Here is a 25,163-nt window from a genome sequence, read left to right on the forward strand (position 1 = left end):
GTTGACGATGGCGACGATCACTGACGGCCTCATTCGCGACGGTTTCACCTTCGACGACGTGCTGCTCGAGCCCGGCCCGTCCGAAGTGATGCCTGGCGATGTCGACATCTCGACCAAGCTCACCAAGACGATCTCGCTCAACCTGCCGATCATCGCCTCGGCGATGGATACGGTCACCGAGGCGAAGATGGCGATCGCCATGGCGCAGGCCGGCGGCCTCGGCGTCGTGCATCGCAATCTCGACCCCGAACAGCAGGCCGACCAGGTCCGCCTCGTCAAGAAGTTCGAATCCGGGATGATCGCCAACCCGATCACGATCCATCCCGACGAGACACTGGCCGACGCGTTGACGCTGATGCGCAACAACGGCATTTCCGGCATCCCGGTCGTCGAGCGCGGGCCTCAGGGGCACAACGGCAAGCTGGTCGGCATCCTGACCAATCGCGACGTGCGCTTTGCCGCCAATCCGGAACAGCCCGTCTCGGAGCTGATGACCAAGGACCGCCTCATCACGGTCCGCGAGGGCGTCGCGCAGGATGAAGCCCGCCGACTGCTGCATCAGTTCCGCATCGAGAAGCTGCTGGTGGTCGACGATCACTACCGCTGCATCGGCCTGATCACCGTCAAGGACATGGAGAAGCAGGTCACGCATCCCAATGCCGCCAAGGACAGCCGGGGCCGGCTCCTGGTCGCGGCGGCGACGACGACCGGCGACCTCGGCTTCGAGCGCTCCGAGATGCTGATCGATGCCGGCGTCGACCTCATCGTTGTCGACACCGCCCATGGCCACTCGGCCAAGGTGCTGGAGGCGGTGACGCGGGTTAAGAAGCTCTCGAATGCCGTCCAGGTCATCGCCGGCAACGTCGCTACCGCCGGCGGCGCTCAGGCGCTGATCGATGCCGGCGCCGACGCGATCAAGGTCGGCATCGGCCCCGGTTCGATCTGCACCACCCGTATCGTCGCCGGCGTCGGCGTGCCGCAGCTCACTGCGGTGATGGATGCGGCCTCGGCAGGGCAGAAGGCCGGCATCCCGATCATCGCCGATGGCGGCATCAAGTATTCGGGCGACCTCGCCAAGGCGCTCGCGGCCGGTGCTGCCTGCGCCATGGTCGGCTCGCTGCTCGCCGGCACAGACGAGACACCGGGCGAGACCTTCCTGTACCAGGGGCGCTCCTACAAGGCGTATCGCGGCATGGGCTCGGTCGGTGCGATGGCGCGCGGCTCGGCCGACCGCTATTTCCAGCAGGACATCAAGGATGCGCTGAAGCTGGTGCCTGAGGGCATCGAGGGCCAGGTCGCCTATAAGGGCCCGGTCTCGGGTGTGCTGCATCAGCTCGCCGGCGGCCTGCGCGCCGCGATGGGCTATGTCGGCGGCCGCGACCTCGAAGACTATCGCAACAAGGCCCGCTTCATCCGCATCACCAGCGCCGGCCTGCGCGAGAGCCATGTCCATGACGTGACGATCGTGCGCGAAAGCCCGAACTATCCGACGCGCTCCTGATCTCGGATCGCCTCACGGCGATCTGTCCTTTTTCGATCGGGCATCAGATACTTCCGGAGCGTGGACCCAGTTGTCGGTCTGCCGCTCCGCGAAGAGGACGACATGACGCTCAAGCTTATCTATCCGGCGCTGGCCCAGATTCTCTGGACCTTCGTCGTCCTCGTCATCATGTTCCAGCGCCGCAAGCGGGCCTTCGCCAATCGCGAGATCGGGCTCGCCGATATCGCCGTCTCGACCGAGCGTTATCCTGACTCCGCGCGACTGGCCGCGGCCAATTTCAGTAATCAGTTCGAGACTCCGGTCCTGTTCTTCGCGCTGATCCTGATTGCGATCCATGTCGGCGCGACCGGCTATGTCATGGCAGCGCTAGCCTGGGCTTATGTCGCGACACGTGTCGTCCATACATTGGTTCACACTGGAACCAACAGCCTGAAGCAGCGTGCACTCATCTTTGCTGCTGGCATTGCTTGCCTATTCTTCATGTGGGTTGGTATCGTGGTTGCTGTTCTCTGAACAGCTTTTGCTTGTCGCACGCAAGACGTGTGCGGCCGATTTCGACCGGCCGAATTGTCGTCCTGTCACCTCGTCGCTACAGCGCTCAATAAACCGTGTTAGACACTTGCGTCGAAACCGGGCCGTCTTCATGCTAAATTCTTGCGGTGAGGACAATGGGGGGAGCGACCGTCCGAATTTGCCGGATACGGCGTTCCCGTGGCGCAAGGCTTTCTATGGCAGTGCTGACTTTCGGGCGTGTGGCTCTGTTCTCGGCCGCGGGCGTGCTCGCCGCGGGCGCGTTTCTTCATTACACCGGGCGCCCCGTTCCCTGGCCGCTCGATCAGGTTCCTTACGGCAAGGTGATCCCCGGCCCAGCCAAGCCCGCCGCCACGGCATCAGCCCCCGCAGCGGGCGGCAACAACCGCTCGGGCCAGGCCAACCGGCCGCCGGTGACGATCGTCACCGCAAAAGTCGAGCGCCGGCCGATGCCGGTGCGGATCGATGCGATCGGCACCGTCCAGGCGATCTCGACCGTCAACATCCGCTCGCGCGTCGACAGCCAGATCATGGCGGTCGAATTCCGCGACGGCGCCATGGTCAACAAGGGAGACGTGCTGTTCCGGCTGGATTCACGCCAGCTCGAGGCGCAGCTCCGTCAGGCCGAGGCGAATGTTGCGCGCGACAAGGCCTCGCTGATTGCGGCCGAATCCGATCTGCGCCGGGCCGAGGAGCTCTCGCGGCGCGAGATCGCCACCGACGCACGGCTCGATACCGCCCGCACGGCCGTGAGCACGCTGCGCGCCGCCATCCGCGGCGGCGAGGCGGCTGTCGACAGTCTGCGCGTCCAGCTCAGCTATTACACGATCAGCGCGCCGGTTTCGGGCCGCGTCGGAGTCGCCGCCCTCAAGGAAGGCAATATCGCCAAGAGCGGCGACAGCTCGGCGATGCTCGCGACGATCAACCAGATCGACCCGATCTATGTCAGCTTCGCCGTGGCGCAGCGCTATCTGCCGGAGATCCGCGAGGCGATGCAGGCGAAGACGGCGGTCGTCCAGGCGAGCCAGCAGGGCGTCGGCAGGACCATCGAGGGTACGATCGCGGTGATCGACAATGCGGTCGATGCGACGACCGGCACGATCCAGATCCGCGCCAGCTTCGACAATCCCGCCGAGACGCTCTGGCCGGGCGCGCTCGGCCAGGTCAGGCTGACGCTGCGGACCGAGCCCGATGCCGTCACCGTGCCGCGTGAGGCCGTCCAGACCGGGCAGAACGGCTCCTATGTCTTCGTGATCGAGAACAATGTCGCCCGCGCCCGGCCGATCGTCGTCGCACGTAATGTCGATGACCGCGCCGTCATCGCCTCGGGCCTGACCGGCGACGAGACCGTGGCGATCGACGGGCAACTGCTGCTGACAGAAGGCGCGCGCACGATCGAGCGCGGCCGCGGCGGCCAGAGCCCGCCAGCGCCCAATCTCACCTCCCAGCGGGGGAGCGCCGGCTGATGAACCTGCCCGAGCTCTGCATCCGTCGCCCGGTCATGACGACCCTCCTGATGGCGACGTTCCTGATCTTCGGGCTGTTCGCCTTCAAGCAGCTGCCGGTCGCGGCGCTGCCCCGGGTCGATTTCCCGACCATCAATGTCAGCGCCCGCCTGCCGGGTGCGAGCCCCGAAACGATGGCCTCCTCGGTCGCGGCGCCGCTCGAGCGCGAATTCGCCTCGATCTCCGGCATCACCTCGATGTCGTCGGTCTCACAGCAGGGCTCGACCTCGATCACGCTTCAGTTCGACCTCAACCGCAACATCGACGGCGCCGCGCTCGACGTGCAGGCGGCGCTCAGTGCGACGGTGCGGCGCCTGCCGCCCGAGCTCCCTGCCCCGCCGAGCTTCAGGAAGGTGAACCCGGCAGACCAGCCGGTATTGTTCATGGTGCTGACCTCGGCGACCAAGCCGCTCTACGAGGTCCATGAATTCGGCGAGAACATCCTGCAGCAGCAGATCTCGCAATTGCCCGGCGTCGCCCAGGTCAACATCTTCGGCGCGCAGAAATACGCCGTGCGGGTGCGGGTCAATCCCGACGCCGTCTCGGCCCGCGGCCTCTCTCTTGCCGAAGTCCGCACCGCCATCGCCGCCGCCAATTCCAACTCTCCGGTCGGCACGCTGAATGGCTCCAACCAGCGCCTGACGCTCGGCGCCACCGGCCAGATGGAACGCGCCGGCGAGTATGGCAACCTGATCATCTCGCAGAAGAATGGCATCCCGATCCGCCTCAACGACGTCGCGCAGATCTATGATTCCGTTGAGAACGACCAGACCGGCAGCTGGTACAACGGCCAGCGCTCGATCATGCTCGCGGTCTACCGCCAGTCGGACGCCAACACCGTCCAGGTCGTCGACAGCATCAAGGACAAGCTCGACGCCTATCGGGCGCAATTGCCCGCAGCGATCGAACTGCACGTCCTGAACGACCGTTCGATCCCGATCCGCGAGGCGGTCGAGGACGTCGAGGTCTCGCTGATGATCGCGATCGCCCTCGTCATCATGGTGATCTTCCTGTTCCTGAAGAGCTTCGCCGCAACGGTGATCCCGACGCTGGCGCTGCCGATCTCCCTGGTCGGCACCTTCGCGATCATGTTTGCGCTGGGCTATTCGCTCGACAACATCTCGCTGCTGGCGCTGACGCTTGCGGTCGGCTTCGTCGTCGACGACGCCATCGTCATGCTGGAGAACATCATCCGGCATATCGAAATGGGCAAGAAGCCGTTCCAGGCGGCGCTCGACGGCTCGCGCGAGATCGGCTTCACCATCCTGTCGATCACCATCTCGCTCGTCGCCGTCTTCATCCCGGTCTTCTTCATGGGCGGCGTGGTCGGCAAGGTCTTCGCCGAATTCGCCGGCACGATCGCCGCGGCGATCATCGTCTCCGGCTTCGTCTCGCTGACGTTGACGCCGATGCTGTGCGCCCGCTTCCTCAAGGCGCACGACCATCACAAGAAGCCGAACATCGTCGAGCGCGTGTTCGAAGCCGGCTTCCAGGACATGCTCGGCGCCTATCGCTGGACGCTCGACCTCGTGCTGAGGGCGCGCTTCCTGATGCTGCTGGTGACGCTCGGCACGGTCTATGTCTCGGTCCAGCTCTATATGGACGTGCCCAAGGGCTTCTTCCCGACCGAGGATACCGGCCTGCTGCGCGGCTCGACCGAAGGCCCGCCGGACACCTCCTTCGAGGCGATGGCGGCACGCCAGATCCGTCTCGCCGAGATCGTCAAGGCCGATCCCGCGATCGACTACCTGACCTCGAATATCGGCGGCTTCAACGCCACCAATAACGGCTTCATGTTCATCGCGCTGAAGCCGAAGGAGCAGCGCGACAAGGCCGAGGTCGTGATCGCACGCCTGCGCCGGGCCGTCTCGGAGGTGCCGGGCATCACCGCGGTGTTCCAGCAGGTCCAGAACATCAACCTCAACGCCGGCCGTTCCTCGCGGGCGCAGTATCTCTATTCGCTGCAGGGGCCTGATCTTGGCGCCCTCTTCAATTACGCGCCGCTGATGCAGCAGCGCCTGTCGCAGCTGCCGCAACTGCGCGACGCCAATATCGACCTGCAACTGCGCAACCCGCAGCTCTCGATCGACATCGATCGCGAGCGCGCCGCCAGCCTGGGCATCTCCAGCGACCAGATCCGCCAGGCGCTCGGCAACGCCTTCGGCTCGCGCCAGATCGCGACGATCTTCACGCCAGCGACCGATTACCAGGTGATCATGGAGGCCGAGCGCGCCTACCAGCAGGACCCGGCGGTGCTGTCGCGCCTGATGCTCAAGGCCGCCAACGGCCAGAACGTGCCGCTCGAGGCGGTGGCGACGATCAAGCCGAGCGTCGGGCCGCTCGCGGTCAACCGGATCTCGCAGCAGCCGGCGGTGACGATCTCGTTCAATACCGCGCCCGGCGTCTCGCTCGGCGATGCCGTCAACGCGATCCGCGCCGCCGAGCGCGACATCAACCTGCCTGCCTCGATCGTCACCAGCTTCGCCGGCTCGGCTCAGCTTTTCCAGGATGCGCTGAAGGGCCAGGGCCTGCTGATCTTCGCGGCGATCCTGGTGATCTACATCATCCTCGGCATTCTCTACGAGAGTTTCATCCACCCGATCACGATCCTGTCCGGCCTGCCCTCGGCGGGCCTGGGCGCCCTCCTCGCCCTGCAGTATTTCCACATGGACCTGTCGGTGATCGCGATCATCGGCATCCTGATGCTGGTCGGCATCGTCAAGAAGAACGCGATCATGATGGTCGACTTCGCGATCGAGCGCCGCAAGATGGGTGACGACGCGCTGACCGCCATCCGTGATGCCGCGCTGGTGCGCTTCCGGCCGATCATGATGACGAGCTTCGCGGCGATCTTCGGCGTGCTGCCGATCGCGCTCGGCCATGGCGCCGGAGCGGAACTGCGCCAGCCGCTCGGCATCGCCGTGGTCGGTGGCCTCGTCGTCTCGCAGCTGCTGACGCTCTACATCACGCCGGTCGTCTATTTCTATCTCGACAAGGTCGACAGCTTCATCTCCGGCCGCGGTCGCGGCGAGCGGGAGGAAGCGGCCTCGGTGCCGGGCGCGATCCCGGTCGCGATCCCGCAGGCGATGCATCGCCGGCCGGATTGAGGCATCCGGCTCCGGCCGCCGGTCGCTTCAGACCGGCAGACCCTATTCCAGCGATCTGCGCATTAACGATGACGCCGGCTTTGCGGTGACGGCTGCTGCGCGGCCGTTGAGTCTTAACGAAAAGTAAACTAAGCCAATCCTGCGGCGGACAATGAACTAGCGAGCGGTGGAGAGATCGCGGTGCTTCGTGTCCGTAATGTCGATTGCCTGCGTTCCGATCCTGTCCCGCCGACCGGTTCCAGTTCCTCGACGAAGGTGAATTCCGTCCCGCGTGGCCGCAGCGGTGGCTTGCGCATGGTCGCCATGGCCGGCGTCGGGCTCGCGCTCGGCGCGAGTGGCACGGTCCTGACCGTCTCGCTGGTCCAGGCCGAGGACGACGCCGGAATCCGCGCCTTTTATCGCGAGGAAGCTACCCGCCGGGCCGAACGCGTGCCGGCTCGGGCCGCCTACGCCTCCGTTCCCGTGTCGGCTTATGCCCCGGCCCGCCAAACCTGGTCCGTGCCCTTCTTCCAGCAGGCACGCCCGGATGGGCGTCTTGCACCGCCGCCGGTCGAGCTCAATCCGTTCAAGCCGGTCCGTGCCGCAACCAGGCAGGTGCAGCAGAAGCCGAAGCTGCCGCCGATCCGCTACGACACCGTGTCCGGCGCGGCCGATGTGACGCGGACCATCTGCGTGCGCCTCTGCGACGGCTTCCAGGCGCCGATCGGCCATCTGCGCAGCCAGTCCGATCTCAGGGCGCATGAGGCGCTCTGCCAGGCCGCCAACCCCGGCGTGCCGGTCAAGGTCTTCAAGGTCGCGGCCGGCGCCGCGACGATCGACGACGCCGTGGCGAACGACGGCAAGACCTATCGCCAGCTGCCGATGGCCTATGCCTATGAGCGCGGCGCCGATCCAGCCTGCCGGCCTGCCATCGCAACGGCGAAGGATCGCCGCGTCTCGCTGCTGCGCGACTTCACCTTGCGTCCGGGCGACAGCATCGTGCTCGACGGACGGGTGCGGACCTTCACCGGCGGCAAATGGCCCTACAACACCGCCGATTTCCGCGATTTCCGCGGCGCGCCCGACCTGACGGCCAGCGACCGTCGCCAGATCGACGAGAAGGTCGGCGTCTCGCATCGGGAAGCGCAGGTCCGCGCCTTGCGCCGGCAGATGCGGGTGCGCGAGGCCAGCCTGCACGATGACAGCTATGCCAGCGACGCCGATACGCTCGGTCTGCGTGGCGTGCTCACCCCCCGCGATCCGATTGCGAATCCGGCGCGCGTCGTGCTGCAGACGCCGTTTTCGCGCAACTGAGCGGTCTTAAGTTTATTATCCTAGGATTCCCGCCCTAGGATAATTCACCCAAATCCTGCCGAAAGACCGATGGACGGCGCGGCGACCTTCCGGCACATTCGCTGCATCGCAGCATGGAGCCGATGCATGACGACCAAGACGCCGCGCCAGTTCTTCCGCCCGCTGGCGATCGGCGCGCCTGAGCCCTATCGCGAGCTGCCGCTGCGGCTGGAGCGGATGATCCATTTCGTGCCGCCGCACCTCGAGAAGGTCCGCGCCAAGGTTCCCGAGCTCGCCGGCCAGGTCGACATCGTGCTCGGCAACCTCGAGGATGCGATTCCGGTCGAGGCGAAGCAGGCGGCGCGCGACGGGTTCATCGAGCTTGCCAAAGCGACCGATTTTGGCGCGACCGGCCTGTGGACCCGCGTCAATGCGCTGAACTCGCCCTGGTTTCTCGACGACATCGCCGCGATCATGGCTGAGATCGGCGGCAAGCTCGACGTCGTCATGGTGCCGAAGGTCGAGGGCCCCTGGGACATCCATTATGTCGACCAGCTGCTGGCGCAGTACGAGGCGCGCCATGCCCTGCCCAAACCGATCCTGATCCACGCCATTCTTGAGACGGCCGAGGGCGTGAAGAACCTCGATGCGATCGCCACCGCCTCCCCGCGCATGCATGGCATGAGCCTGGGCCCGGCGGACCTCGCGGCCTCGCGCGCCATGAAGACGACGCGCGTCGGCGGCGGCCATCCCGAATACAAGGTCATCGCCGACCCCACGCCCGATGGCGGCCCGCGCGCCGTGGCGCAGCAGGATCTTTGGCATTACACCCTCGCGAAGATGGTCGACGCCTGCGCCTCGGCCGGCCTGAAGCCCTTCTACGGCCCGTTCGGCGACTTCTCGGACGGAGCCGCCTGCGAGGCGCAGTTCCGCAACGCCTTCCTGCTCGGCTGCGCCGGCGCCTGGACGCTGCATCCCTCGCAGATCGAGATCGCCAAGCGCGTCTTCAGCCCCGATCCGGACGAGGTTTCCTTCGCCAGACGCATCCTGGAAGCAATGCCGGACGGCTCAGGCGCGGTGATGATCGACGGCAAGATGCAGGACGACGCGACCTGGAAGCAGGCCAAGGTCATTGTCGACCTGGCGCGGCAGGTTGCGGCCCGCGATCCGGCGCTGGCGGCGCGCTACGGCTTCTGAAAGAGCGCTGCCGCGACATCGACGGATATTGACGCATTTGCGACGTAATCCTACGTCAAGCGCAGGGTTACGGCGACACCGGCTGTGACGGGCCGGCCTGGGGCTGAACGAGGATCATGGAATCACGCACGGCGAAATTCCGCATCGGCGACGTTGTACGCCATCGCGTCTATCCGTTCCGCGGCGTGATCTTCGACGTCGATCCGGTGTTCTCGAACTCGGACGAATGGTGGCTGGCGATCCCGGAGCATCTGCGCCCGTCCAAGGACCAGCCCTTCTATCACCTCTTCGCCGAGAACGAGGAAACCGAGTACGTCGCCTATGTCTCGGAACAAAATCTCGTGATCGACGAGTCGGGCCAGCCGATCCGTCATCCGCAGGCGCGCGAATATTTCCGGCGCGACCGCAAGGGCAAGTATCGACTCGACAAGGCCGAGCTGAACTGAGTTGCCGAATTTCCAATAGACGTGCTGCGTGCTGACGAAGGGGTGGTTTCGTGAGCACCAGCCATGCCGACATCGTCATTCTTGGCGGTGGCCATAATGGCCTCGTCTGCGCCTTCTATCTGGCCAAGGCCGGACTGAAGGTCATCGTGCTGGAGCGGCGCGCCGTGGTCGGCGGCGCGGCGGTCACCGAGGAATTCCATCCCGGCTTCCGCAACTCCACGGCGAGCTACACGGTCAGCCTGCTCAATCCGCGCATCATCGCGGATATGGAGCTGGCACGGCACGGGCTGCGCATCGTCGAGCGGCGCATGGCGAACTTCCTGCCGCTGCCGGATGGGCGCTATCTCGCTGCCGGCGAGGGGCGCACGGAAGCGGAGGTGGCGAAATTCTCCGCCCGCGATGCGGAGCGGCTGTCGACCTATGGCGTGCGGCTGGAACGGATCGCTGCCATGCTGCGCGATCTCGTGCTGCAGGCGCCGCCCAATCTCGGGGATGGCGGCTGGCTGGCGGCGCTGCCGCAGATGCTGGACGCGGTTGCGCTCGGGCGGCGCATCGCCGGCCTCGACCAGTCCGGCCGGCGCGATCTCCTCGACCTCTTCACCAAATCGGCCGGCGACTGGCTCGACGGCTGGTTCGGGAGCGATCCGGTCAAGGCGCTGTTCGGCTTCGACAGCGTGGTCGGCAACTATGCCAGCCCCTATACGCCCGGCTCGGCCTATGTGCTGCTGCATCACGTCTTCGGCGAGGTCAACGGCAAGCGCGGTGCCTGGGGCCATGCGCTTGGCGGCATGGGCGCGATCACGCAGGCGATGGCGCGGGCCTGCGCCGAACAGGGCGTCGAGATCAGGCTGGAGACGCCGGTCGCTCAGGTTCTGACCGAAAAAGGCTGCGCCGTCGGTGCCGTGACCGAACAGGGCGATGTGGTGCGGGCGCGCGCCGTAGTGTCCAACCTGCATCCGCGCCTGCTGTTCGAGCGGTTCGTCGATCCGGCGATCGTTGCCGCCGACTTCGGCGAGCGCATCCGCCGCTATGCCTCGGGCTCTGGCACCTTCCGGATGAACGTGGCGTTGTCGGAACTGCCCCGCTTCACCTGCCTGCCGGAGTCGGGTGAGCACCTCACCGCCGGAATCATCATCGCGCCCTCGCTCGCCTATATGGACCGCGCCCATGCACAGGCCCGGCTGTCGGGCTGGTCGAGCGAGCCGATCGTAGAGATGCTGATCCCATCGACGCTGGACGATGGCCTCGCCCCGCCCGGTCGCCATGTCGCCAGCCTGTTCTGCCAGCATGTTGCGCCACAGCTGCCGGACGGCGGGAGTTGGGATGCGCATCGCGATGCGGTGGCCGATCTGATGATCGACACGGTGGATCGCTATGCGCCGGGGTTCCGGGCTTCCGTCATCGGCCGGGTGGCTCTGGCGCCGAGCGATCTGGAGGCGCGCTTCGGATTGGTGAGCGGCGACATCTTCCATGGCCGCCTGACGCTCGACCAGCTCTTCAGCGCCCGCCCGGTGCTCGGCCATGCCGATTATCGCATGCCGGTGCCGGGCCTCTATCTCTGCGGCTCGGGCGCCCATCCGGGCGGCGGCGTCACCGGTGCGCCGGGCCATAATGCGGCCCGCTCCGTGCTCGCCGACCTGAAGCCCCGGCGTTTCAGACTGCGGCCACAGCGAGCGTGACCGGCCTCCTCAGGAGTTGCTGCCGACGCGTTCTGCCTGAGGGAAACGGGCCCCGAAGGCCCCTTCCCGCTCGGGTGGCAGCCTGACCAGCAGGCTGAGCGCGCCGTCTTCCGCATCCTCGCGCTCGAGGATCTCGCCATTGGCGTGTAGCCAGGCCAGGGACTTGCCGTCGCCCGGTTCCAGTGTGAGCCGATAGACTGGCCGGGTGCGGGCGATGCGCCGCTCGATCGCGTCGGTCAGCCTTTCCAAGCCCTCGCCGGTCAAGGCGGAGACCAGCACCGGCCGGGAGGCTCCCGGCTTGAGCTCGGTCAGCGCCGCCTGGCGCTCACGCTCGTCACCCGAGAGTAGATCGGCCTTGTTCCAGACCTCGATGACGCGCTCGCCGTCCTCCGGGTCGATGCCGAGATCGCGCAGGATGCCCTGGACATCGGCGGCCTGGGCCTGCGTATCCTCATGCGAGACGTCGCGGACATGCAGCAGCACATCGGCCTCGATCGCATCTTCCAGCGTGGCACGGAAAGCCGCGACGAGCTGCGTCGGCAGGTCGGAGATGAAGCCGACCGTGTCGGAGAGCATGATCCTGGCGCCATGGGGCAGCTTCAGCGCCCGCGCCGTCGGGTCGAGCGTGGCGAAAAGCATGTCCTGCGCCAGAACTTCGGCCGAGGTCAGCCGGTTGAACAGCGTCGACTTGCCGGCATTGGTGTAGCCGACCAGCGCGACGACCGGATAGGGCACGCGCTTGCGGCTGGCGCGATGCAGCGAGCGCGTGCGCTTCACGCTGTCGAGCTCGCGCTCGATCTTGGTCATCCGCTCCTGGATGATGCGCCGGTCGGCCTCGATCTGGGTCTCACCGGGTCCGCCGAGGAAGCCGAAGCCGCCGCGCTGGCGCTCCAGGTGGGTCCAGGACCTGACCAGGCGGCTCTTCTGATAGTTGAGATGGGCGAGCTCGACCTGCAGCGCGCCTTCGCGCGTGCGGGCGCGCCGGCCGAAGATCTCGAGGATCAGGCCAGTGCGGTCGATCACCTTGCAGCCGAAGGCCTTTTCGAGATTGCGCTGCTGCACCGGCGACAGGGCGCAGTCCATCACGACGAGGCCGATTTCCTCGATCTTGACGCGCTCGGCCAGTTCCTCGACCTTGCCCTTGCCGAGATAGGTTGCTGGCCGCAGCGCCGTCAGGACCACGGGGATCGCCTCGACAATCTGGAGGTCGATGGCGCTGGCGAGGCCGAACGCCTCGTCCAGCCGCGCTGCATGGCTGCGCTGGTTCTCGTCGCCCGCAGCGGCCCGGCTGGCGGCATGGCGCGCCAGGTAAGGACCGATCACAAAGGCGCGAGTGTCCGCGGCCAAGGCATGCTCGGCCGCATCGATCGAGATGCCGATTGCGCTTGCGCTGCCTGTCGTCGAGCCGCCGGCCTTGCCGCCCACGGTCAGGCCTTGTCCGTGTCCTCGGGCTCGAACAGTTGGACCGGATGGCCCGGCATGATGGTCGAGATCGCATGCTTGTAGACGAGCTGCGAATGCCCGTCGCGACGCAGGAGAACGCAGAAATTATCGAACCAGGTGACCACGCCCTGCAGTTTGACGCCGTTCACGAGAAAGATGGTCAGCGGAATCTTCTGTTTGCGGACGTGATTGAGGAAGGTGTCCTGGAGATTTTGAGCCCGTTCGGCGGCCATGGGTAATCCCTGTTGTTGGGATCGCAATCGGCTTGCTCTTGCGATCCAGATCGTTCCGTTCGGCTTCGGCGCCAATCGCCGGGCCGTCGGAACACCGACGCTTCATTAGATCGTGACCCGGCGAGAACGCGCAAGGGTTGCGGAACGTCAATTTCGGCCAACCGCCTTGCGTGCGGCGCAACACGACGGTTGGATTTCAGCCCACTCCAAGCGATTTCAGCTTACGGTGCAGGGCTGAACGCTCCATGCCGATGAACTCCGCCGTGCGCGAGATGTTGCCGGAGAAACGGGCGATCTGCGCCATCAGATATTCGCGCTCGAAGATCTCGCGGGCATCGCGCAGCGGCAGGCTCATCAGCTTCTCGCCACCCGAGCCGGAGGGCGTCGTCGGCACCATGGCGCCGACCTCGGCCGGCAGCATGTCGACGGTGATCTCCGCCGTGGGCTCGCCCTTGGTCAGGATCATCAGCCGTTCGACGTTGTTGCGCAGCTCGCGGACATTGCCCGGCCATTCATGCGATTGCAGAATCGCCATGGCGTCGCCGCCGATTCGACGCTTGGGCAGGCCGGTCGCGACCGAGATCTGGTCCATGAAGAACTCGATCAGCTCGGGAACGTCCTCGCGCCGCTCAGACAAGGCCGGCACGCGGATCGGCACCACGCCGAGCCGGTGATACAGGTCCTCGCGCAATTGACCGTCGGCGATCAGCTTGGCGAGGTCGCGGCTGCTGGACGAGATGATCCTGACGTCGACATGAACGCGGGTCGCGCCGCCGACACGCTGGAAGTTCTGGTCGACCAGGACGCGCAGGATGCGGTTCTGAGTCTCGCGCGGCATGTCGCCGATCTCGTCGATGTAGAGCGTGCCGCCATGCGCTTCCTCGAGCGCGCCGACCCGACGCGAGCGCCCGTCGCCGCCCTCGATGCCGAACAGCTCCTCCTCCATCGTCTCGGGCGTGATCGTCGCGGCGTTGATCACCACGAAGGGGCCGGCCGAGCGGGTCGAGGCGTCGTGCAGGGTGCGCGCGGTCAGCTCCTTGCCGCAGCCCGGCTCGCCCGTGATCAGCACGCGGGCATTGGTCGGCGCGACGCGCTCCAGCGTCTGGCGCAACTGGTTGACCGCGGTCGAGCGGCCGACGATGCGGCTGGCCTGGACCGAGCGCGTCTTGAGCTCGCGGACCTCGCGCCGCAGGCGAGAGGCTTCCAGCGCCCGCTCGGCGACGAGCACGAGCCGGTCGGCCTTGAACGGCTTCTCGATGAAGTCGTAGGCGCCGCTCTTGATTGCCGAGACGGCTGTCTCGATGTTGCCGTGCCCGGAGATCATCACCACCGCTAGGTCGGGATGGCTCTCCTTGATCAGCTCCAGCACCTGCAACCCGTCGAGCCGGCTGCCTTGCAGCCAGATGTCGAGGAAGACGAGGTTGGGCCGCCGTGCCGCGATCGCGGCCAGCGCCTCGTCGGCGGAGCCCGCCTTGCGCGTCCGATAGCCCTCGTCCTCCAGGAGGCCGGCCACCAGTTCGCGAATATCGACCTCGTCGTCGACGACGAGAATGTCAGCACTCATGCCTTCGTCCCGTTTACTTGTCGTGCGGCGGAATTCGCCGGGTGATTGCGTGCGTCTGGCCTGTCTTCGTCGGCCGGCGGCGGTCCGGTCTCGATGAACCAGAGCCTGATCCGGGCGCCGCGGGCGCCGTCGGGGCGGTCAAGCAACTCAATGCCGCCGCCATGATCCTCGAGGATCTTGCCGACGATGGCGAGGCCGAGCCCTGTGCCGCCGTCGCGGGTGGTCATGTAGGGCTCGAGCAGCTTCTGGCGCTGGTCGGCCGGCAAGCCCTTGCCGTTGTCGAGGATGTCGATGACGATCCGCCCGTCCTGTGTCCGTTCGAAACTGATCTCGATGCGGCCCTTGCCGCGCTCCTCGGCTGGCACCGCCTGGATCGCCTCGGTCGCGTTCTTGATGACGTTGGTCAGGGCCTGCGAGATCAGGCGCCGGTCGAAATGGGCCAGGACCGGCGCCTCCGGCAGGTTGTCGGTGATGTCGATCTCGGGATTGCCGACCCGCATCAGGAAGGTGACCTGCCTTGCCGTCTCGATGATGTCGTCCCGTGCCGGCGAGGGCTTGGGCATGCGGGCGAAGGATGAGAACTCGTCGACCATGCGGCGAATGTCCTCGACTTGGCGCACGATCGTCGCCGTGCACTGGTCGAAGATCTCCTTGTCGTCGACGATGACGCGGCCGAACTTGCGCCGGATCCGCTCGGCCGAGAGCTGGATCGGCGTCAGCGGGTTCTTGATCTCATGGGCGATGCGGCGGGCGACGTCGGCCCAGGCGGCTGTGCGCTGCGCCGAGACGAGATCGGTAATGTCGTCGAGCGTCACGACCAGCCCGGCACCAGCCCCCTCGCCTTCGCGCGTCGCGCGGATGTTGAGCATGCGCTCGCGGCCGCCACGGGTGATCGCTGCCTGGCTGGAGCTCAGGCGCTGGCGATTGCTCAGTGCCTCGGAGACGAAGCCGGCGATCTCGGGAACGACGCGCGCGACGGGTTCGCCGAGCAGCCGGCCGCCGGAGCCAAGCAGGGTCTCGGCCGAGCGGTTGCTGAGGGTGATGTGCCCGTCCTCGTCGATGCCGAGCACGCCCGAAGAGACGCCGGAGAGCACCGTCTCGGTGAATCGCCTGCGTCGGTCGATCACTTCGCTCGCCGTGACCAGCCCATCGCGCTGGCGGCGCAGTTCGGCGGTCATCTTGTTGAAGGTTTCGCCGAGATGGGCGAGATCCCCCTCCGCTCGTCGTATCGGCACCTGGACGTAGAAATTGCCGCTGGAGACCTGGTCGGTCGCGTGGATCATCCGCCGGATCGGGGCGACGAGGCCATTGGCGAAATTGAGGCCGAGCCAGATCGCCGAGAGCAGCAGGATCACCGAGATCAGCGCGTACATCGAAGCGAAGGCGACCTGCACGCCCTTCCGCCGCGCGTCGATGCCGAGATATTCGACCACGGCGCCGCGGGCGACGGCCGGGAACTCGACAGCGAGCGGATCGACCTCGCGGGCGACATAGAGGAAGGCGCCGTCATAGGTCGGCAGCTTCATCAGCGCGCCGAAGACCCGCCCCTCCGACGGTAATACGCAGATCGGCTCGGGTGAGCTCTGCGCGTCTTCGAATGCGTCGGCATTGGGCTTGTGGGCGTCGCGCAGCACGTCGATATTGGCGCGGACGACGACGGTGTCCGGCGGCTTCATGATCCAGACCACCGGCAGGCCGAGCGCCGTGGCCCGCGCCGTCAGAAAGGTCTCGAACCAGCGCCGATCAGCGTCGTAGGCGGTTTTCGCCCGCCCGAGATCATCGGCGAGCAACCTGATCTCGCGGCCGAGCGAACGGCATTGGCCGGTCGTGTAGGCGTCGGCGACCTCGACGGATTTGAAGATCACGTCGCGCATCCGGTCGGAGAACCAGGGCTCGAGACCGCGCTCCAGCGTCGCCGTCGCGATGATCGCGACGAGAATCGCCGGCAAGGCGGCGACGATGCTGAACAGGCTGACGATCCGCACATGCAGGCCGGCGGCGGCCACGCCCTTACGCCTGGCGCGGATCAGAACCGCCGCCTCGAAGGCGACGATGATCAGCAGGAGCAGGATCAGCAGGCCGTTGATGATGAAGACGCCGACCACGACCTCGTGGACGGGTGCGACCGGCGTCGCGCCAGAGAGAACGAGGAAGGTGGTGAGCGCCGAGACCAGCGCGAACCCGACGACGAGCGCGCCTAGCCAGCCCGAGACCCGGCGTGGCGGGTCGTCGGTCCGGGGCGTCATGCGCATGTCGCCGGTCGAAGTGGTCAAGACGGAATCGGAGCTCCATTGCAGCGGCGGTCCGTCACCGGAACTACCGCACAGCGCACTGATGCGCCGCCGCAACGGTGTTGTCAAAATATGACAGATGCAAGGCAGCCACAGTTGCTGCGAGAGCCGGCTCCGATCAGGTCGATTCAACCTGATCCGTATATCCGGCTCTCAACTTAAGGCGACGCAGCTTTATCGATCAGCTCGCGGAGCAAGCTGATCGGAGCGGGCTCTAGCGCGGCGAGCGTACCACCTGCATGTCGAGCTCGCGGATCTTCTTGCGGAGAGTGTTGCGATTGAGTCCTAGCAGCTCCGCGGCGCGAATCTGGTTGCCCCGCGTTGCCGCCAGGGCGGCGGCGATCAGGGGCGGCTCGATCTCACGCAGGATGCGGTGATAGAGGCCGGGCGGCGGGATCTGGTCGCCGAAACCGCCGAAATACTGGCCGAGATGGCGCTCCACCGAGCCGGAAAGGGTTTCCGCACGCTCCGGGGCGCTGCTGCTGCTCCCGGCTTGCATCGGAGCACCGCTCGCCGGCTGCAGCTCGGCTTCGACGATCGGCGCCGTGATCGTCTCCTGCGGATAGAGCGCGGCCAGACGCCGCACCAGATTCTCCAGCTCGCGGACATTGCCGGGCCAGCGATAGCGCCGCAGCACGTCCATCGCTTCCGAATCGATCTGCTTGCGGGGCAGTCCCTCCTTCTCGACCATTGCGAAGAAATGGCGGACGAGATCCGGAATGTCCTCGACGCGCTCGCGCAGCGGCGGCAGGCGGATCGGCACGACATTGAGGCGGAAGAACAAGTCCTCGCGGAACAGTCCGTGCGCGATCGAGATGCGCAGGTCTTTGTTGGTCGCGGCGACAATGCGGACGTTGGTCTTGATCGGGGTGCGGCCGCCGACGGTGGTGTATTCGCCTTGCTGAAGCACGCGCAGCAGGCGCGTCTGCGCCTCCATCGGCATGTCGCCGATCTCGTCGAGGAAGAGCGTGCCGCCCTCGGCCTGCTCGAAGCGGCCGGAGGAGCGGGTCAAAGCGCCGGTGAAGGCGCCCTTCTCGTGGCCGAACAGCTCCGATTCGATCAGGTCCTTCGGGATCGCCGCCATGTTTATCGCGACGAAGGGGCCATTGCGACGCTTGCCGTAGTCGTGCAGGGCGCGGGCGACCAGCTCCTTGCCGGTGCCCGATTCACCGTTGATCATCACGGTGAGATCGATCGGCATCAGCCGCGCCAACGCGCGGTAGACGTCCTGCATGGCCGGCGAGCGGCCGACCAGCGGGATGTCCTCAGGCTCGGCGGCATGGTTGCGCGGGGCATCGCCGCGCGGCCGCGACAGGGCTCGCCCGACGATGGCGACGAGCTCCTTCAGGTCGAAGGGCTTGGGCAGGTATTCGTAGGCGCCGCGCTCGGAAGCCTTGATCGCGGTCATGAAGGTGTTCTGCGCGCTCATCACGATGATCGGCAGCTCGGGTCGAACCCGCTTGATGCGCGGCAGAAGGTCGAAGGCGTTGCCGTCCGGCATCACCACGTCGGTGATGATGAGATCGCCGAGGCCCTGCGCCGCCCAAGTCCAGAGCGTCGCCGCCTGGCCGGTGGTGCGGACTTCGTAGCCGGCGCGGGCGAGCGCCTGGTTGAGGACGGTGCGGATCGCGGCGTCGTCGTCGGCGATGAGAATGTTACCCGTCGGCATGCGCTTTTCCGTGTCCTACTCGTCTTTTCACCCGGCCTGAGACGGTTTGGCCTCGTGCAGGGGCAACCGAATGCGGAATGTCGTGCGTCGCGGCACGGATTCGCATTCGACGATTCCGCCGTGATCGCCGATCACCTTGGCGACGAGTGCAAGTCCAAGGCCACTTCCCTGCGCCTTGGTGGTGACGAAGGGATCGAACAGGAGCTGGTGCAGTTCGGGCGGCACGCCAGGCCCATTGTCGCGCACACCGATCTCGAGCGGCAGAGCGAGCCGGGCACCGGAGCCCGGCGCCTGCATGCGGATGCCCGGACGATAGGCTGTGGTCAGCGTGATCTCGCCGTCGATAGCGTCCTGGCCGATCGCCTCGGCCGCGTTCTTGACCAGGTTGAGCAGCACCTGGACGAGTTGGTCGCGATTGCCGGCGACCGGAGGGAGCGACGGATCGTAGGCCTCGCTGAAGCGTATGTGGCGGGCAAAGCCAGACTGCGCCAACCGCTTCACATGGTCGAGCACGTCATGGACGTTGACCGGCCCGCGCTCGCTCGGGCGCTCGTCGCCGAACAATTCGACGCGCTCGACCAGCTTCACGATCCGATCGGCCTCATCGCAGATCAACTGCGTCAGCAGGCGATCCTCGTCGCCGACCGAAGCCTCGAGCAACTGCGCCGCACCGCGGATGCCGGAGAGCGGGTTCTTGATCTCATGCGCAAGCATGGCGCCGAGCGCCGTGATTGAGCGGGCTGCCCCTCTATGCGTCAATTGCCTGTCCATTTTTTCGGCAATTGTTCGTTCTTGCAGCAGAAGCACCACGGCATCGGGCTGGCTGGGCAGCAATGAGGCAAAGACGTCGACGATCCGGTCAAGGCCGAGCCGGGGCGAGGCGAGCTCGAGCCGATACTCGCTGACGCTGGCGCCGCGGCGCTGCACCTCTTCGACCAGTCCCAGGACCGGCGAGCCGAAGGCGACGAGGTCATCGAGGCGCTGGCGCTTCAGGACAAGCGCGCTGGCCTGGAAGAAATCCTCGGCAGCGGTGTTGGCGTAGAGAATGCCATGCCGCTCCCCGATCACCAGCACGGGCATGGGCAGGACGTTCAGGGCCTGGATTTCGAGCAGGTCGGACAATGGATCGTGCCGCCCCTCCACACCGTCGTTGAACATCGCCATCGTCATATTCGGACTTTCGTGATCAGGCGGCCGCGACGAGGCGGTCGCTTGAGAACAATTGCCCGAGCGCAGCGATCGCCCGCGCGGGTTCAGTGGTGGTGAGCAACTCGCGGCGGGCGCCATCGTCGGGCTCCAGCCCGCTGGCGAGCGCTTCGTCGGCATAGGCGGCGAGATGCTTGCGCGCATGACGGACGCCGGATTCACGTCCCATCAGCGACAGCAGGTCCTCATAATGCTCGCGGGCGATGTCGTGCTTGGCGGCGAGCGAAATCTCCAGCGGGACGCGGCCGGAGAGTTCGGCGCCGATCGCGCCGGGCAGCCAGGGGCGACCCATCGCGGCGCGGCCGACCATGACATAGTCGGCGCCAGATCGTTCCAGACAGCACTGCGCCTGGGCCAGCGTCGCGATGTCGCCATTGGCGACGAGCGGAAACGTGCCTGCGGCGCGCACCGGGCGGATCGCGGCCCAATCGGCCTGCCCTTTGTAGAACTGCTGGCGCGTGCGGCCATGAACGGTGATCGCAGCTGCGCCGGCAACGACGGCCCGGCGCGCCAGCTCCGGCGCGTTGCGGCTGGCATCGTCCCAGCCGAGCCGCATCTTGACCGTGACCGGCACTTTCACCGCCGCGACGACGGCCTCGACCAGGCCAACGGCATGGTCGAGATCGCGCATCAGCGCCGAGCCGGCCCAGCCGCCGACGACGCGCTTGGCCGGGCAGCCCATATTGATGTCGACGATATCCGCGCCCGAAGCCTCTGCGACCTGCGCGGCTTCGGCGAGCCAGCGCGCCTCGCAACCGGCAAGCTGGACGACATGCGGCGTGACGCCAGCGCCCTCGGCCCGCAGCCTGGCCTCTTCGCTGCCGCGGACGAGCTCGTCCGATGCGACCATCTCGGACACTACGAGCCCGGCGCCGAAGCGCGCGGCGATCCGGCGCATGGCCAGATCGGTCACGCCCGACATCGGCGCGAGGAAGGCGCGCGAGACCGGCAGCAGCCCGCCGATCGACACTTTGCGCTCGCCCGAATTTGAGGCAGTTTCCATTCTGCCGATTTATTGGACAAATGGTGCGGCGCGCAAGAGAATTTCACGCGATGTTGCAATGCAATATCGACATGCGCGGAAATTGATCCTCATCTCGCCTCTTGCTTCAGCGTGCTGATGGCTTGGCGCGAGGCCCTTGCCGTCCTATCAGCGAAGCCCCGTGATCCGTACCCAAGAGGATCGATGACACCGGCCGTCGCAGCCCTGATCGTTGCCGCCGGGCGCGGCCTGCGCGCCGGAGCTGGTTCTCCCAAGCAGTACCGGCAGCTGGGTGGCGTGCCGGTCCTGTGCCGCACGCTCGCGCCCTTCCTGGCGGAAAGCCGCCTCGGCACGGTGCTGGTGGTGACCGGGGCCGGTGACAACGACCGCTATGACGACGCGATTAGCCGGCTTCCGCAGAGCGCCCGCACTCGGCTGCTCGCGCCGATCGAAGGTGGCGAGACCCGCCAGGATTCGGTTCGCGCGGGGCTGGAGGCGCTTGCGGCGTCGGGATTCACCGGCACCATTCTCGTGCACGATGCGGCGCGGCCTTTCGTGTCGCCAGCGCTGATCGAGCGGGCCTTGGCGGCCGGTGCCGAGAGTGTCGCCGCCATTCCAGCACTCGCGGTCACCGACACCGTCAAGCGCGTCGATGCCACCGGCCAGATCGAAGAGACCCTGCCGCGCGAGCAGCTCGTGTCGGTGCAGACACCGCAAGCCTTCGCCTTCCAGCCGCTGCTGGCCGCGCACCGGGCCGCCCATGCCGCTGGAGCCGCCGGCTTCACCGACGATTCCGCCATCATGGAATGGGCCGGCCACCGGGTAGCGACCTTCGCCGGAGATTCGATGAACCTGAAGCTGACTTATCCCGGCGATTTCGAACTGGCCGAGCAGCGCCTCGCCCGCCCGCTCGTCACCCGCACCGGCACCGGCTATGACGTCCACGCCTTCACCGAGGGCGACCATGTCTGGCTCGGCGGCATCCGCATCCCGCACAGCCGCGGTGTCACTGCCCATTCCGACGGCGACGTCGCCCTGCATGCGCTTACCGATGCCGTGCTGGGCGCCTTGGCCGATGGCGACATCGGCAGCCATTTCCCGCCGAGCGATCCGCAATGGCGCGGCGCCTCCTCTGATCGCTTCCTCGCCTTCGCTGCAAACCGTGTCCGGCAGCGCGGCGGGCGGATCGATCATCTCGACCTGACCATCGTCTGCGAGGGACCGAAGGTCGGCCCGCATCGCGATGCCATCCGCGCCCGCATCGCCGAGATCGCGGGCCTGCGCCTCGACCAGGTCGGCACCAAGGCGACGACCTCGGAGCGTCTCGGTTTCACCGGGCGCGGGGAAGGTCTGGCCGCGCTCGCCACCGCCACCATCCGCCTGCCGGAACCGGAGTGAGGCCATGTTCGATCTCGATATCCGTTCGCTTGCCGCCGAACTGCTGAACATCTCGCGGGAGCGCGGCATCACCGTCGCGACGGTCGAATCCTGCACGGGCGGGCTGGTTGCAGGCGCCCTGACAGCGATCTCCGGCTCGTCCAGCATGGTGCTCGGCGGCCTCGTGACCTATTCCAACGAAGCGAAGACGGTTCTGGCTGGCGTCCCGGCCGAATTGATCCGCCAGCATGGCGCGGTCAGCGAGCCGGTCGCGCGCGCCATGGCGGAAGGCGGCCGCGAGCGGCTGTCATCGCGGCTCGCCGTCTCCGTCACGGGTATCGCCGGTCCTGACGGCGGCAGCGAAGCGAAGCCGGTCGGGCTGGTGCACTTCGCCTGCGCCAACGGGGCACGGACGCTGCATCGCGAGAAGCGCTTCGGCGCGAAGGGACGCGACGAGATCAGGCGCCTCAGCGTGCTGGAGGCGCTCGACCTGCTGCGCGGGGCAGCCCTGACGATCGAATAAGCGGCTGCTCCTATTTCGGCGAAAGCTGCCGCCAGATCGCGCCGACGATGTCGGCATAGTCGTCGCTCCAGGGGCGGGTCGTCCCCGGTCCGACCTGCTGCTTCCACCCCTTCACGACCGGACCCGGATCGACGCCCGGCCGCGTGACCACTGCGACGCTCGGAGCGGTTTTCAGGGCTTGCAGATCGGCTTCGGTCCGAACCGGGGTGTTGATCCAGGTCGTCAGCCCCTGCCCTGCCGCCGTCGCCCTGACCACGGATTGAAGCTCCATGTTCCGGTTGGAGATGTGCAGGAGCACGGCTCCATCCGGCTTGAGCTTGCGCATATAGAGCGCCAGGGCCTCGCTGGTGAGCAGATGGACCGGGATCGCGTCGGACGAGAACGCATCGACGACGATCAGGTCGAGCGAGCCGTTGCTGGCGTCGCCGAGCGTCAGCCGCGCATCGCCGATGACGAAGGTCGGCTTGGGTGCACAGGCGCTGAAGAAGCTGAAGCGGGCCGGATCGGTCGCGATCCCGATCACCGCCGGGTCGATCTCGTAGAAGCGCCAATCCTCGCCGGTGCGGGCCTGGCAGGCGAGCGAGCCCGTCCCGACGCCGATCGCGGCGACGGCCCCAAGGGTGCCTCCCCTCGCCTGGCGAACGGAGTCGATGCCATCGGCAATGCCACCGCCGGTGAAGTAATAGGTCAACGGCTCCGGGCGCCCGGACACCGGCGTACCGTCATCCTGACGCAGGCGTTGCGCACCATGGATCGTGCTGCCGTGACTGAGTACGCGGAAGCGGCCCGCCTGCATCTCGCTGATCCGGTGCACGCCGAAGAAGGAGCGAACCATGTCCGTCCGGGTGGTTTCACGGACGATGAGCGCCGTCATTGCGACAACGGCCAGGCAAGCGAGCGCGGCACCTTGCCGCCGCGACGGCCGGACGGAGGTGAAACCCGGGCGGCAGAGCATGCCTGCCACGACCAGAAGCGGATACTCGGCCACGGAATTGAACAGCAATGGCGCCAGCAAGGCGGCGAACACGCCGCCCAGCACACCGCCGAACGACATCCAGAGGTAGAAGCTCGTCAGCTCCGCCGCTGACGGCCGCAGCCGCGCCAGCTCGCCATGCGCGACCATCGCCGTGACGGACAGAATGGAGAGATGGAGGACGAGTTCGCTGCCCCAGCCCAGGCGCAGGTTGAACACCATCGAGGCCATGTAGCAGAGGACGAGCAGCAGCTGCACGTTCAGCATCCAGCCATGGCGCAGCAGCGGCTTACGCTGGAAGACGATGACGAAGGTTAGCAGGAAGAGTGCGAGCGGGGCGACCCAAAGCAGCGGGCCGGCTGCAACATCGGTCGAAATATGCGCCGTTACGGCTACCAGCAGGCCAGACGGCACGAAGGCAAGGAAGAGCCAATGCAACTTGCGGCCGGCAGGGATCGGCTCGGCCATGAGCGGGGCAGTATCGCTCGTGCCCGCCGCCGACCCGACGCACAATCCGGCGCAAGCCGTGATGCCGGCGAGCAGCAGACCGAAACCCCAGGCCCAGGCCGAAGCCTGTGTCGCCAGTCTGAGGGCGGGTTCGACCGCGAACGGATAGGCGAGCAAAGCGAGGAAGCTGCCGATGTTGGAGGCAGCATAGAGGAAGTAGGGATCGCGGGCATGGGCATGCCCCGTCCGGGCGAACCAGGCCTGCAGCAACGGGCCGTTTGCGGAAACAGCAAAGAAGGGCAACCCGACCGAGGCGGCGAAGAGCAGCAGGAGCCAGGCGAATTCGCCTTGCTGCGGCGGGCGCTCAAAGCCCGCGGCGATGCCGATCGGCAGCGAGGTCGCCACGACCACGATCATCAAGGCGATGTGGATCAGGGCGGCGCGCCGGACGCTGAAGCGCCTGACCAGCCAATGCGCATAAGCGTAGCCCGCGAGCAGAATCGCCTGGAAGAAGACCATCGCCGTCGACCAGACGGCCGGTGAGCCGCCGAGCTTCGGCAGCACCATCTTGGCGAACATCGGCTGGATGCCGAAGAGCAGGAAGGCGGAGAGAAAGATTGTACCGATATAGACCGGCAGCATCGCGCTCATTCGGCGCGTGCCGACATCGACGCCCGCCTGCACAACTGGAGCTTCCATGTCTTCCCCCCACCGAAACGAGGGGAACAATGGTGCAAGCCCCTTAAAACTAGGTGAGCGCCGCCGGGCTGCTGCCATAGATCGCGTCGGCACGCTTCTCGAACGCCTCGGCGAATTTGCGGAAGGCCTTGTCGAACATCGCGCCCATCAGCAGGCCGAGCATGCGGCTGGCGAATTCGTAGGAGATGAAGAAGCCGATCTCGCTGCCCGTATCGAGCGGCTTGAAGCTCCAGCGGTTCTCCAGATAGCGGAACGGCCCGTCGACATACTCGACCACGATCTTGAGATTGCCGGGGTCGAGCGTGACGCGACTGGTGAAGGTCTCGCGGATCGCCTTGTAGCCGACCGTCATGTCGGCGAGCAGCACTTCCCCGCCCCCATCGCGCGGCGTGCGCCGGCGGACCGTCAGCCCCTCGCAGAGCGGCAGGAACTGCGGGTACTTCTCGACATCCGCCACGAGCGCGAACATCTCTCCGGGCGAATGCTTCACCCGGCGGGTGCTGTTGAACATCGGCATG

General features: G+C 66.6%; 19 protein-coding genes. 10 read left to right on the forward strand and 9 right to left on the reverse strand.

Annotated elements, in window-relative coordinates; genetic code table 11:
• Positions 1 to 7 precede the first annotated feature (7 nt).
• The 8 genes from guaB (at position 8) to BMZ21_RS01430 (ending at position 11,238) form a co-directional block, all read left to right on the forward strand.
• Positions 8 to 1,501 carry an IMP dehydrogenase gene (guaB, locus tag BMZ21_RS01395; protein ID WP_091829017.1) on the forward strand — a complete coding sequence of 498 codons (1,494 nt, stop codon included), beginning with the start codon at positions 8 to 10 and terminating at the stop codon, positions 1,499 to 1,501.
• A gap of 102 nt (positions 1,502 to 1,603) precedes the next feature.
• The gene (locus BMZ21_RS01400; protein ID WP_091829020.1) at positions 1,604 to 2,014 is read left to right on the forward strand and encodes an MAPEG family protein; all 411 of its coding nucleotides are present in this window, start codon (positions 1,604 to 1,606) and stop codon (positions 2,012 to 2,014) included.
• A 215-nt stretch (positions 2,015 to 2,229) separates the two neighbouring features.
• The gene (locus BMZ21_RS01405; RefSeq protein ID WP_158673318.1) at positions 2,230 to 3,498 is read left to right on the forward strand and encodes an efflux RND transporter periplasmic adaptor subunit; all 1,269 of its coding nucleotides are present in this window, start codon (positions 2,230 to 2,232) and stop codon (positions 3,496 to 3,498) included.
• On the forward strand, positions 3,498 to 6,644 hold the full coding sequence (locus BMZ21_RS01410; RefSeq protein ID WP_091829026.1) for an efflux RND transporter permease subunit: 3,147 nt from the start codon (positions 3,498 to 3,500) through the stop codon (positions 6,642 to 6,644). The genes BMZ21_RS01405 and BMZ21_RS01410 overlap by 1 nt, the downstream gene beginning before the upstream one ends.
• 180 nt (positions 6,645 to 6,824) lie before the next feature.
• Complete coding sequence (locus BMZ21_RS01415) at positions 6,825 to 7,937, forward strand: DUF2865 domain-containing protein (protein ID WP_143079624.1); 1,113 nt, start codon at positions 6,825 to 6,827, stop codon at positions 7,935 to 7,937.
• 126 nt (positions 7,938 to 8,063) lie between these two features.
• Positions 8,064 to 9,113, forward strand: coding sequence for an HpcH/HpaI aldolase/citrate lyase family protein (locus BMZ21_RS01420; protein ID WP_091830468.1), 1,050 nt, complete (start codon positions 8,064 to 8,066; stop codon positions 9,111 to 9,113).
• Positions 9,114 to 9,229: 116 nt separating this feature from the next.
• Complete coding sequence (gene hspQ / locus BMZ21_RS01425) at positions 9,230 to 9,559, forward strand: heat shock protein HspQ (RefSeq protein ID WP_091829030.1); 330 nt, start codon at positions 9,230 to 9,232, stop codon at positions 9,557 to 9,559.
• A gap of 50 nt (positions 9,560 to 9,609) precedes the next feature.
• Positions 9,610 to 11,238 carry a phytoene desaturase family protein gene (locus BMZ21_RS01430; RefSeq protein WP_091829032.1) on the forward strand — a complete coding sequence of 543 codons (1,629 nt, stop codon included), beginning with the start codon at positions 9,610 to 9,612 and terminating at the stop codon, positions 11,236 to 11,238.
• Between the two features lie 9 nt (positions 11,239 to 11,247).
• On the opposite strand, the gene hflX is transcribed toward BMZ21_RS01430, so the two are convergent.
• The 7 genes from hflX to dusB form a co-directional block, all read right to left on the reverse strand.
• On the reverse strand, positions 11,248 to 12,618 hold the full coding sequence (gene hflX, locus BMZ21_RS01435) for a GTPase HflX (protein WP_091830470.1): 1,371 nt from the start codon (positions 12,616 to 12,618) through the stop codon (positions 11,248 to 11,250).
• A gap of 47 nt (positions 12,619 to 12,665) precedes the next feature.
• The gene (gene hfq / locus BMZ21_RS01440) at positions 12,666 to 12,914 is read right to left on the reverse strand and encodes an RNA chaperone Hfq (protein WP_057192822.1); all 249 of its coding nucleotides are present in this window, start codon (positions 12,912 to 12,914) and stop codon (positions 12,666 to 12,668) included.
• A 196-nt stretch (positions 12,915 to 13,110) separates the two neighbouring features.
• Complete coding sequence (gene ntrX / locus BMZ21_RS01445; RefSeq protein WP_091829035.1) at positions 13,111 to 14,478, reverse strand: nitrogen assimilation response regulator NtrX; 1,368 nt, start codon at positions 14,476 to 14,478, stop codon at positions 13,111 to 13,113.
• The gene (locus BMZ21_RS01450) at positions 14,475 to 16,751 is read right to left on the reverse strand and encodes a sensor histidine kinase NtrY-like (RefSeq protein WP_244543650.1); all 2,277 of its coding nucleotides are present in this window, start codon (positions 16,749 to 16,751) and stop codon (positions 14,475 to 14,477) included. Before BMZ21_RS01450 ends, ntrX begins: the two co-directional genes overlap by 4 nt.
• A 232-nt stretch (positions 16,752 to 16,983) precedes the next feature.
• Entirely contained in the window at positions 16,984 to 18,438 is a 1,455-nt protein-coding gene (ntrC, locus tag BMZ21_RS01455) for a nitrogen regulation protein NR(I) (protein WP_091829038.1), read from the reverse strand.
• A gap of 27 nt (positions 18,439 to 18,465) precedes the next feature.
• Positions 18,466 to 19,518: a two-component system sensor histidine kinase NtrB gene (locus BMZ21_RS01460; protein WP_244543705.1), complete on the reverse strand. Its 1,053-nt coding sequence runs from the start codon at positions 19,516 to 19,518 to the stop codon at positions 18,466 to 18,468.
• 106 nt (positions 19,519 to 19,624) lie between these two features.
• Entirely contained in the window at positions 19,625 to 20,647 is a 1,023-nt protein-coding gene (dusB, locus tag BMZ21_RS01465) for a tRNA dihydrouridine synthase DusB (protein WP_091829040.1), read from the reverse strand.
• Positions 20,648 to 20,830: 183 nt separating this feature from the next.
• On the opposite strand from dusB, the gene BMZ21_RS01470 reads away from it, so the two are divergent.
• Both BMZ21_RS01470 and BMZ21_RS01475 read left to right on the forward strand, forming a co-directional pair.
• Positions 20,831 to 22,024, forward strand: coding sequence for a bifunctional 2-C-methyl-D-erythritol 4-phosphate cytidylyltransferase/2-C-methyl-D-erythritol 2,4-cyclodiphosphate synthase (locus BMZ21_RS01470; protein WP_091829043.1), 1,194 nt, complete (start codon positions 20,831 to 20,833; stop codon positions 22,022 to 22,024).
• Positions 22,025 to 22,028: 4 nt separating this feature from the next.
• Entirely contained in the window at positions 22,029 to 22,526 is a 498-nt protein-coding gene (locus BMZ21_RS01475; RefSeq protein WP_091829046.1) for a CinA family protein, read from the forward strand.
• Between the two features lie 10 nt (positions 22,527 to 22,536).
• Here BMZ21_RS01475 and BMZ21_RS01480 read toward each other — a convergent pair whose 3' ends face one another.
• Both BMZ21_RS01480 and BMZ21_RS01485 read right to left on the reverse strand, forming a co-directional pair.
• Positions 22,537 to 24,645: a fused MFS/spermidine synthase gene (locus tag BMZ21_RS01480; RefSeq protein WP_091829048.1), complete on the reverse strand. Its 2,109-nt coding sequence runs from the start codon at positions 24,643 to 24,645 to the stop codon at positions 22,537 to 22,539.
• A gap of 49 nt (positions 24,646 to 24,694) precedes the next feature.
• Positions 24,695 to 25,162: a type II toxin-antitoxin system RatA family toxin gene (locus BMZ21_RS01485; RefSeq protein WP_091829050.1), complete on the reverse strand. Its 468-nt coding sequence runs from the start codon at positions 25,160 to 25,162 to the stop codon at positions 24,695 to 24,697.
• Between the last annotated feature and the right edge of the window lies 1 nt (position 25,163).

This window comes from Allobosea lupini, assembly GCF_900109525.1.
Lineage (GTDB): Bacteria > Pseudomonadota > Alphaproteobacteria > Rhizobiales > Beijerinckiaceae > Allobosea > Allobosea lupini.

What these genes read in the sequence shown, in the direction of transcription:
- guaB (WP_091829017.1), top strand. Translation starts at nt 8, where the DNA reads ATGGCGACGATCACTGACGGCCTCATTCGCGACGGTTTCACCTTCGAC.
- BMZ21_RS01400 (WP_091829020.1), top strand. Translation starts at nt 1,604, where the DNA reads ATGACGCTCAAGCTTATCTATCCGGCGCTGGCCCAGATTCTCTGGACC.
- BMZ21_RS01405 (WP_158673318.1), top strand. Translation starts at nt 2,230, where the DNA reads ATGGCAGTGCTGACTTTCGGGCGTGTGGCTCTGTTCTCGGCCGCGGGC.
- BMZ21_RS01410 (WP_091829026.1), top strand. Translation starts at nt 3,498, where the DNA reads ATGAACCTGCCCGAGCTCTGCATCCGTCGCCCGGTCATGACGACCCTC.
- BMZ21_RS01420 (WP_091830468.1), top strand. Translation starts at nt 8,064, where the DNA reads ATGACGACCAAGACGCCGCGCCAGTTCTTCCGCCCGCTGGCGATCGGC.
- hspQ (WP_091829030.1), top strand. Translation starts at nt 9,230, where the DNA reads ATGGAATCACGCACGGCGAAATTCCGCATCGGCGACGTTGTACGCCAT.
- hfq (WP_057192822.1), bottom strand. Translation starts at nt 12,914, where the DNA reads ATGGCCGCCGAACGGGCTCAAAATCTCCAGGACACCTTCCTCAATCAC.
- ntrX (WP_091829035.1), bottom strand. Translation starts at nt 14,478, where the DNA reads ATGAGTGCTGACATTCTCGTCGTCGACGACGAGGTCGATATTCGCGAA.
- ntrC (WP_091829038.1), bottom strand. Translation starts at nt 18,438, where the DNA reads ATGCCGACGGGTAACATTCTCATCGCCGACGACGACGCCGCGATCCGC.
- BMZ21_RS01460 (WP_244543705.1), bottom strand. Translation starts at nt 19,518, where the DNA reads ATGCCCGTGCTGGTGATCGGGGAGCGGCATGGCATTCTCTACGCCAAC.
- dusB (WP_091829040.1), bottom strand. Translation starts at nt 20,647, where the DNA reads ATGGAAACTGCCTCAAATTCGGGCGAGCGCAAAGTGTCGATCGGCGGG.
- BMZ21_RS01470 (WP_091829043.1), top strand. Translation starts at nt 20,831, where the DNA reads ATGACACCGGCCGTCGCAGCCCTGATCGTTGCCGCCGGGCGCGGCCTG.
- BMZ21_RS01475 (WP_091829046.1), top strand. Translation starts at nt 22,029, where the DNA reads ATGTTCGATCTCGATATCCGTTCGCTTGCCGCCGAACTGCTGAACATC.
- BMZ21_RS01480 (WP_091829048.1), bottom strand. Translation starts at nt 24,645, where the DNA reads ATGGAAGCTCCAGTTGTGCAGGCGGGCGTCGATGTCGGCACGCGCCGA.
- BMZ21_RS01485 (WP_091829050.1), bottom strand. Translation starts at nt 25,162, where the DNA reads ATGCCGATGTTCAACAGCACCCGCCGGGTGAAGCATTCGCCCGGAGAG.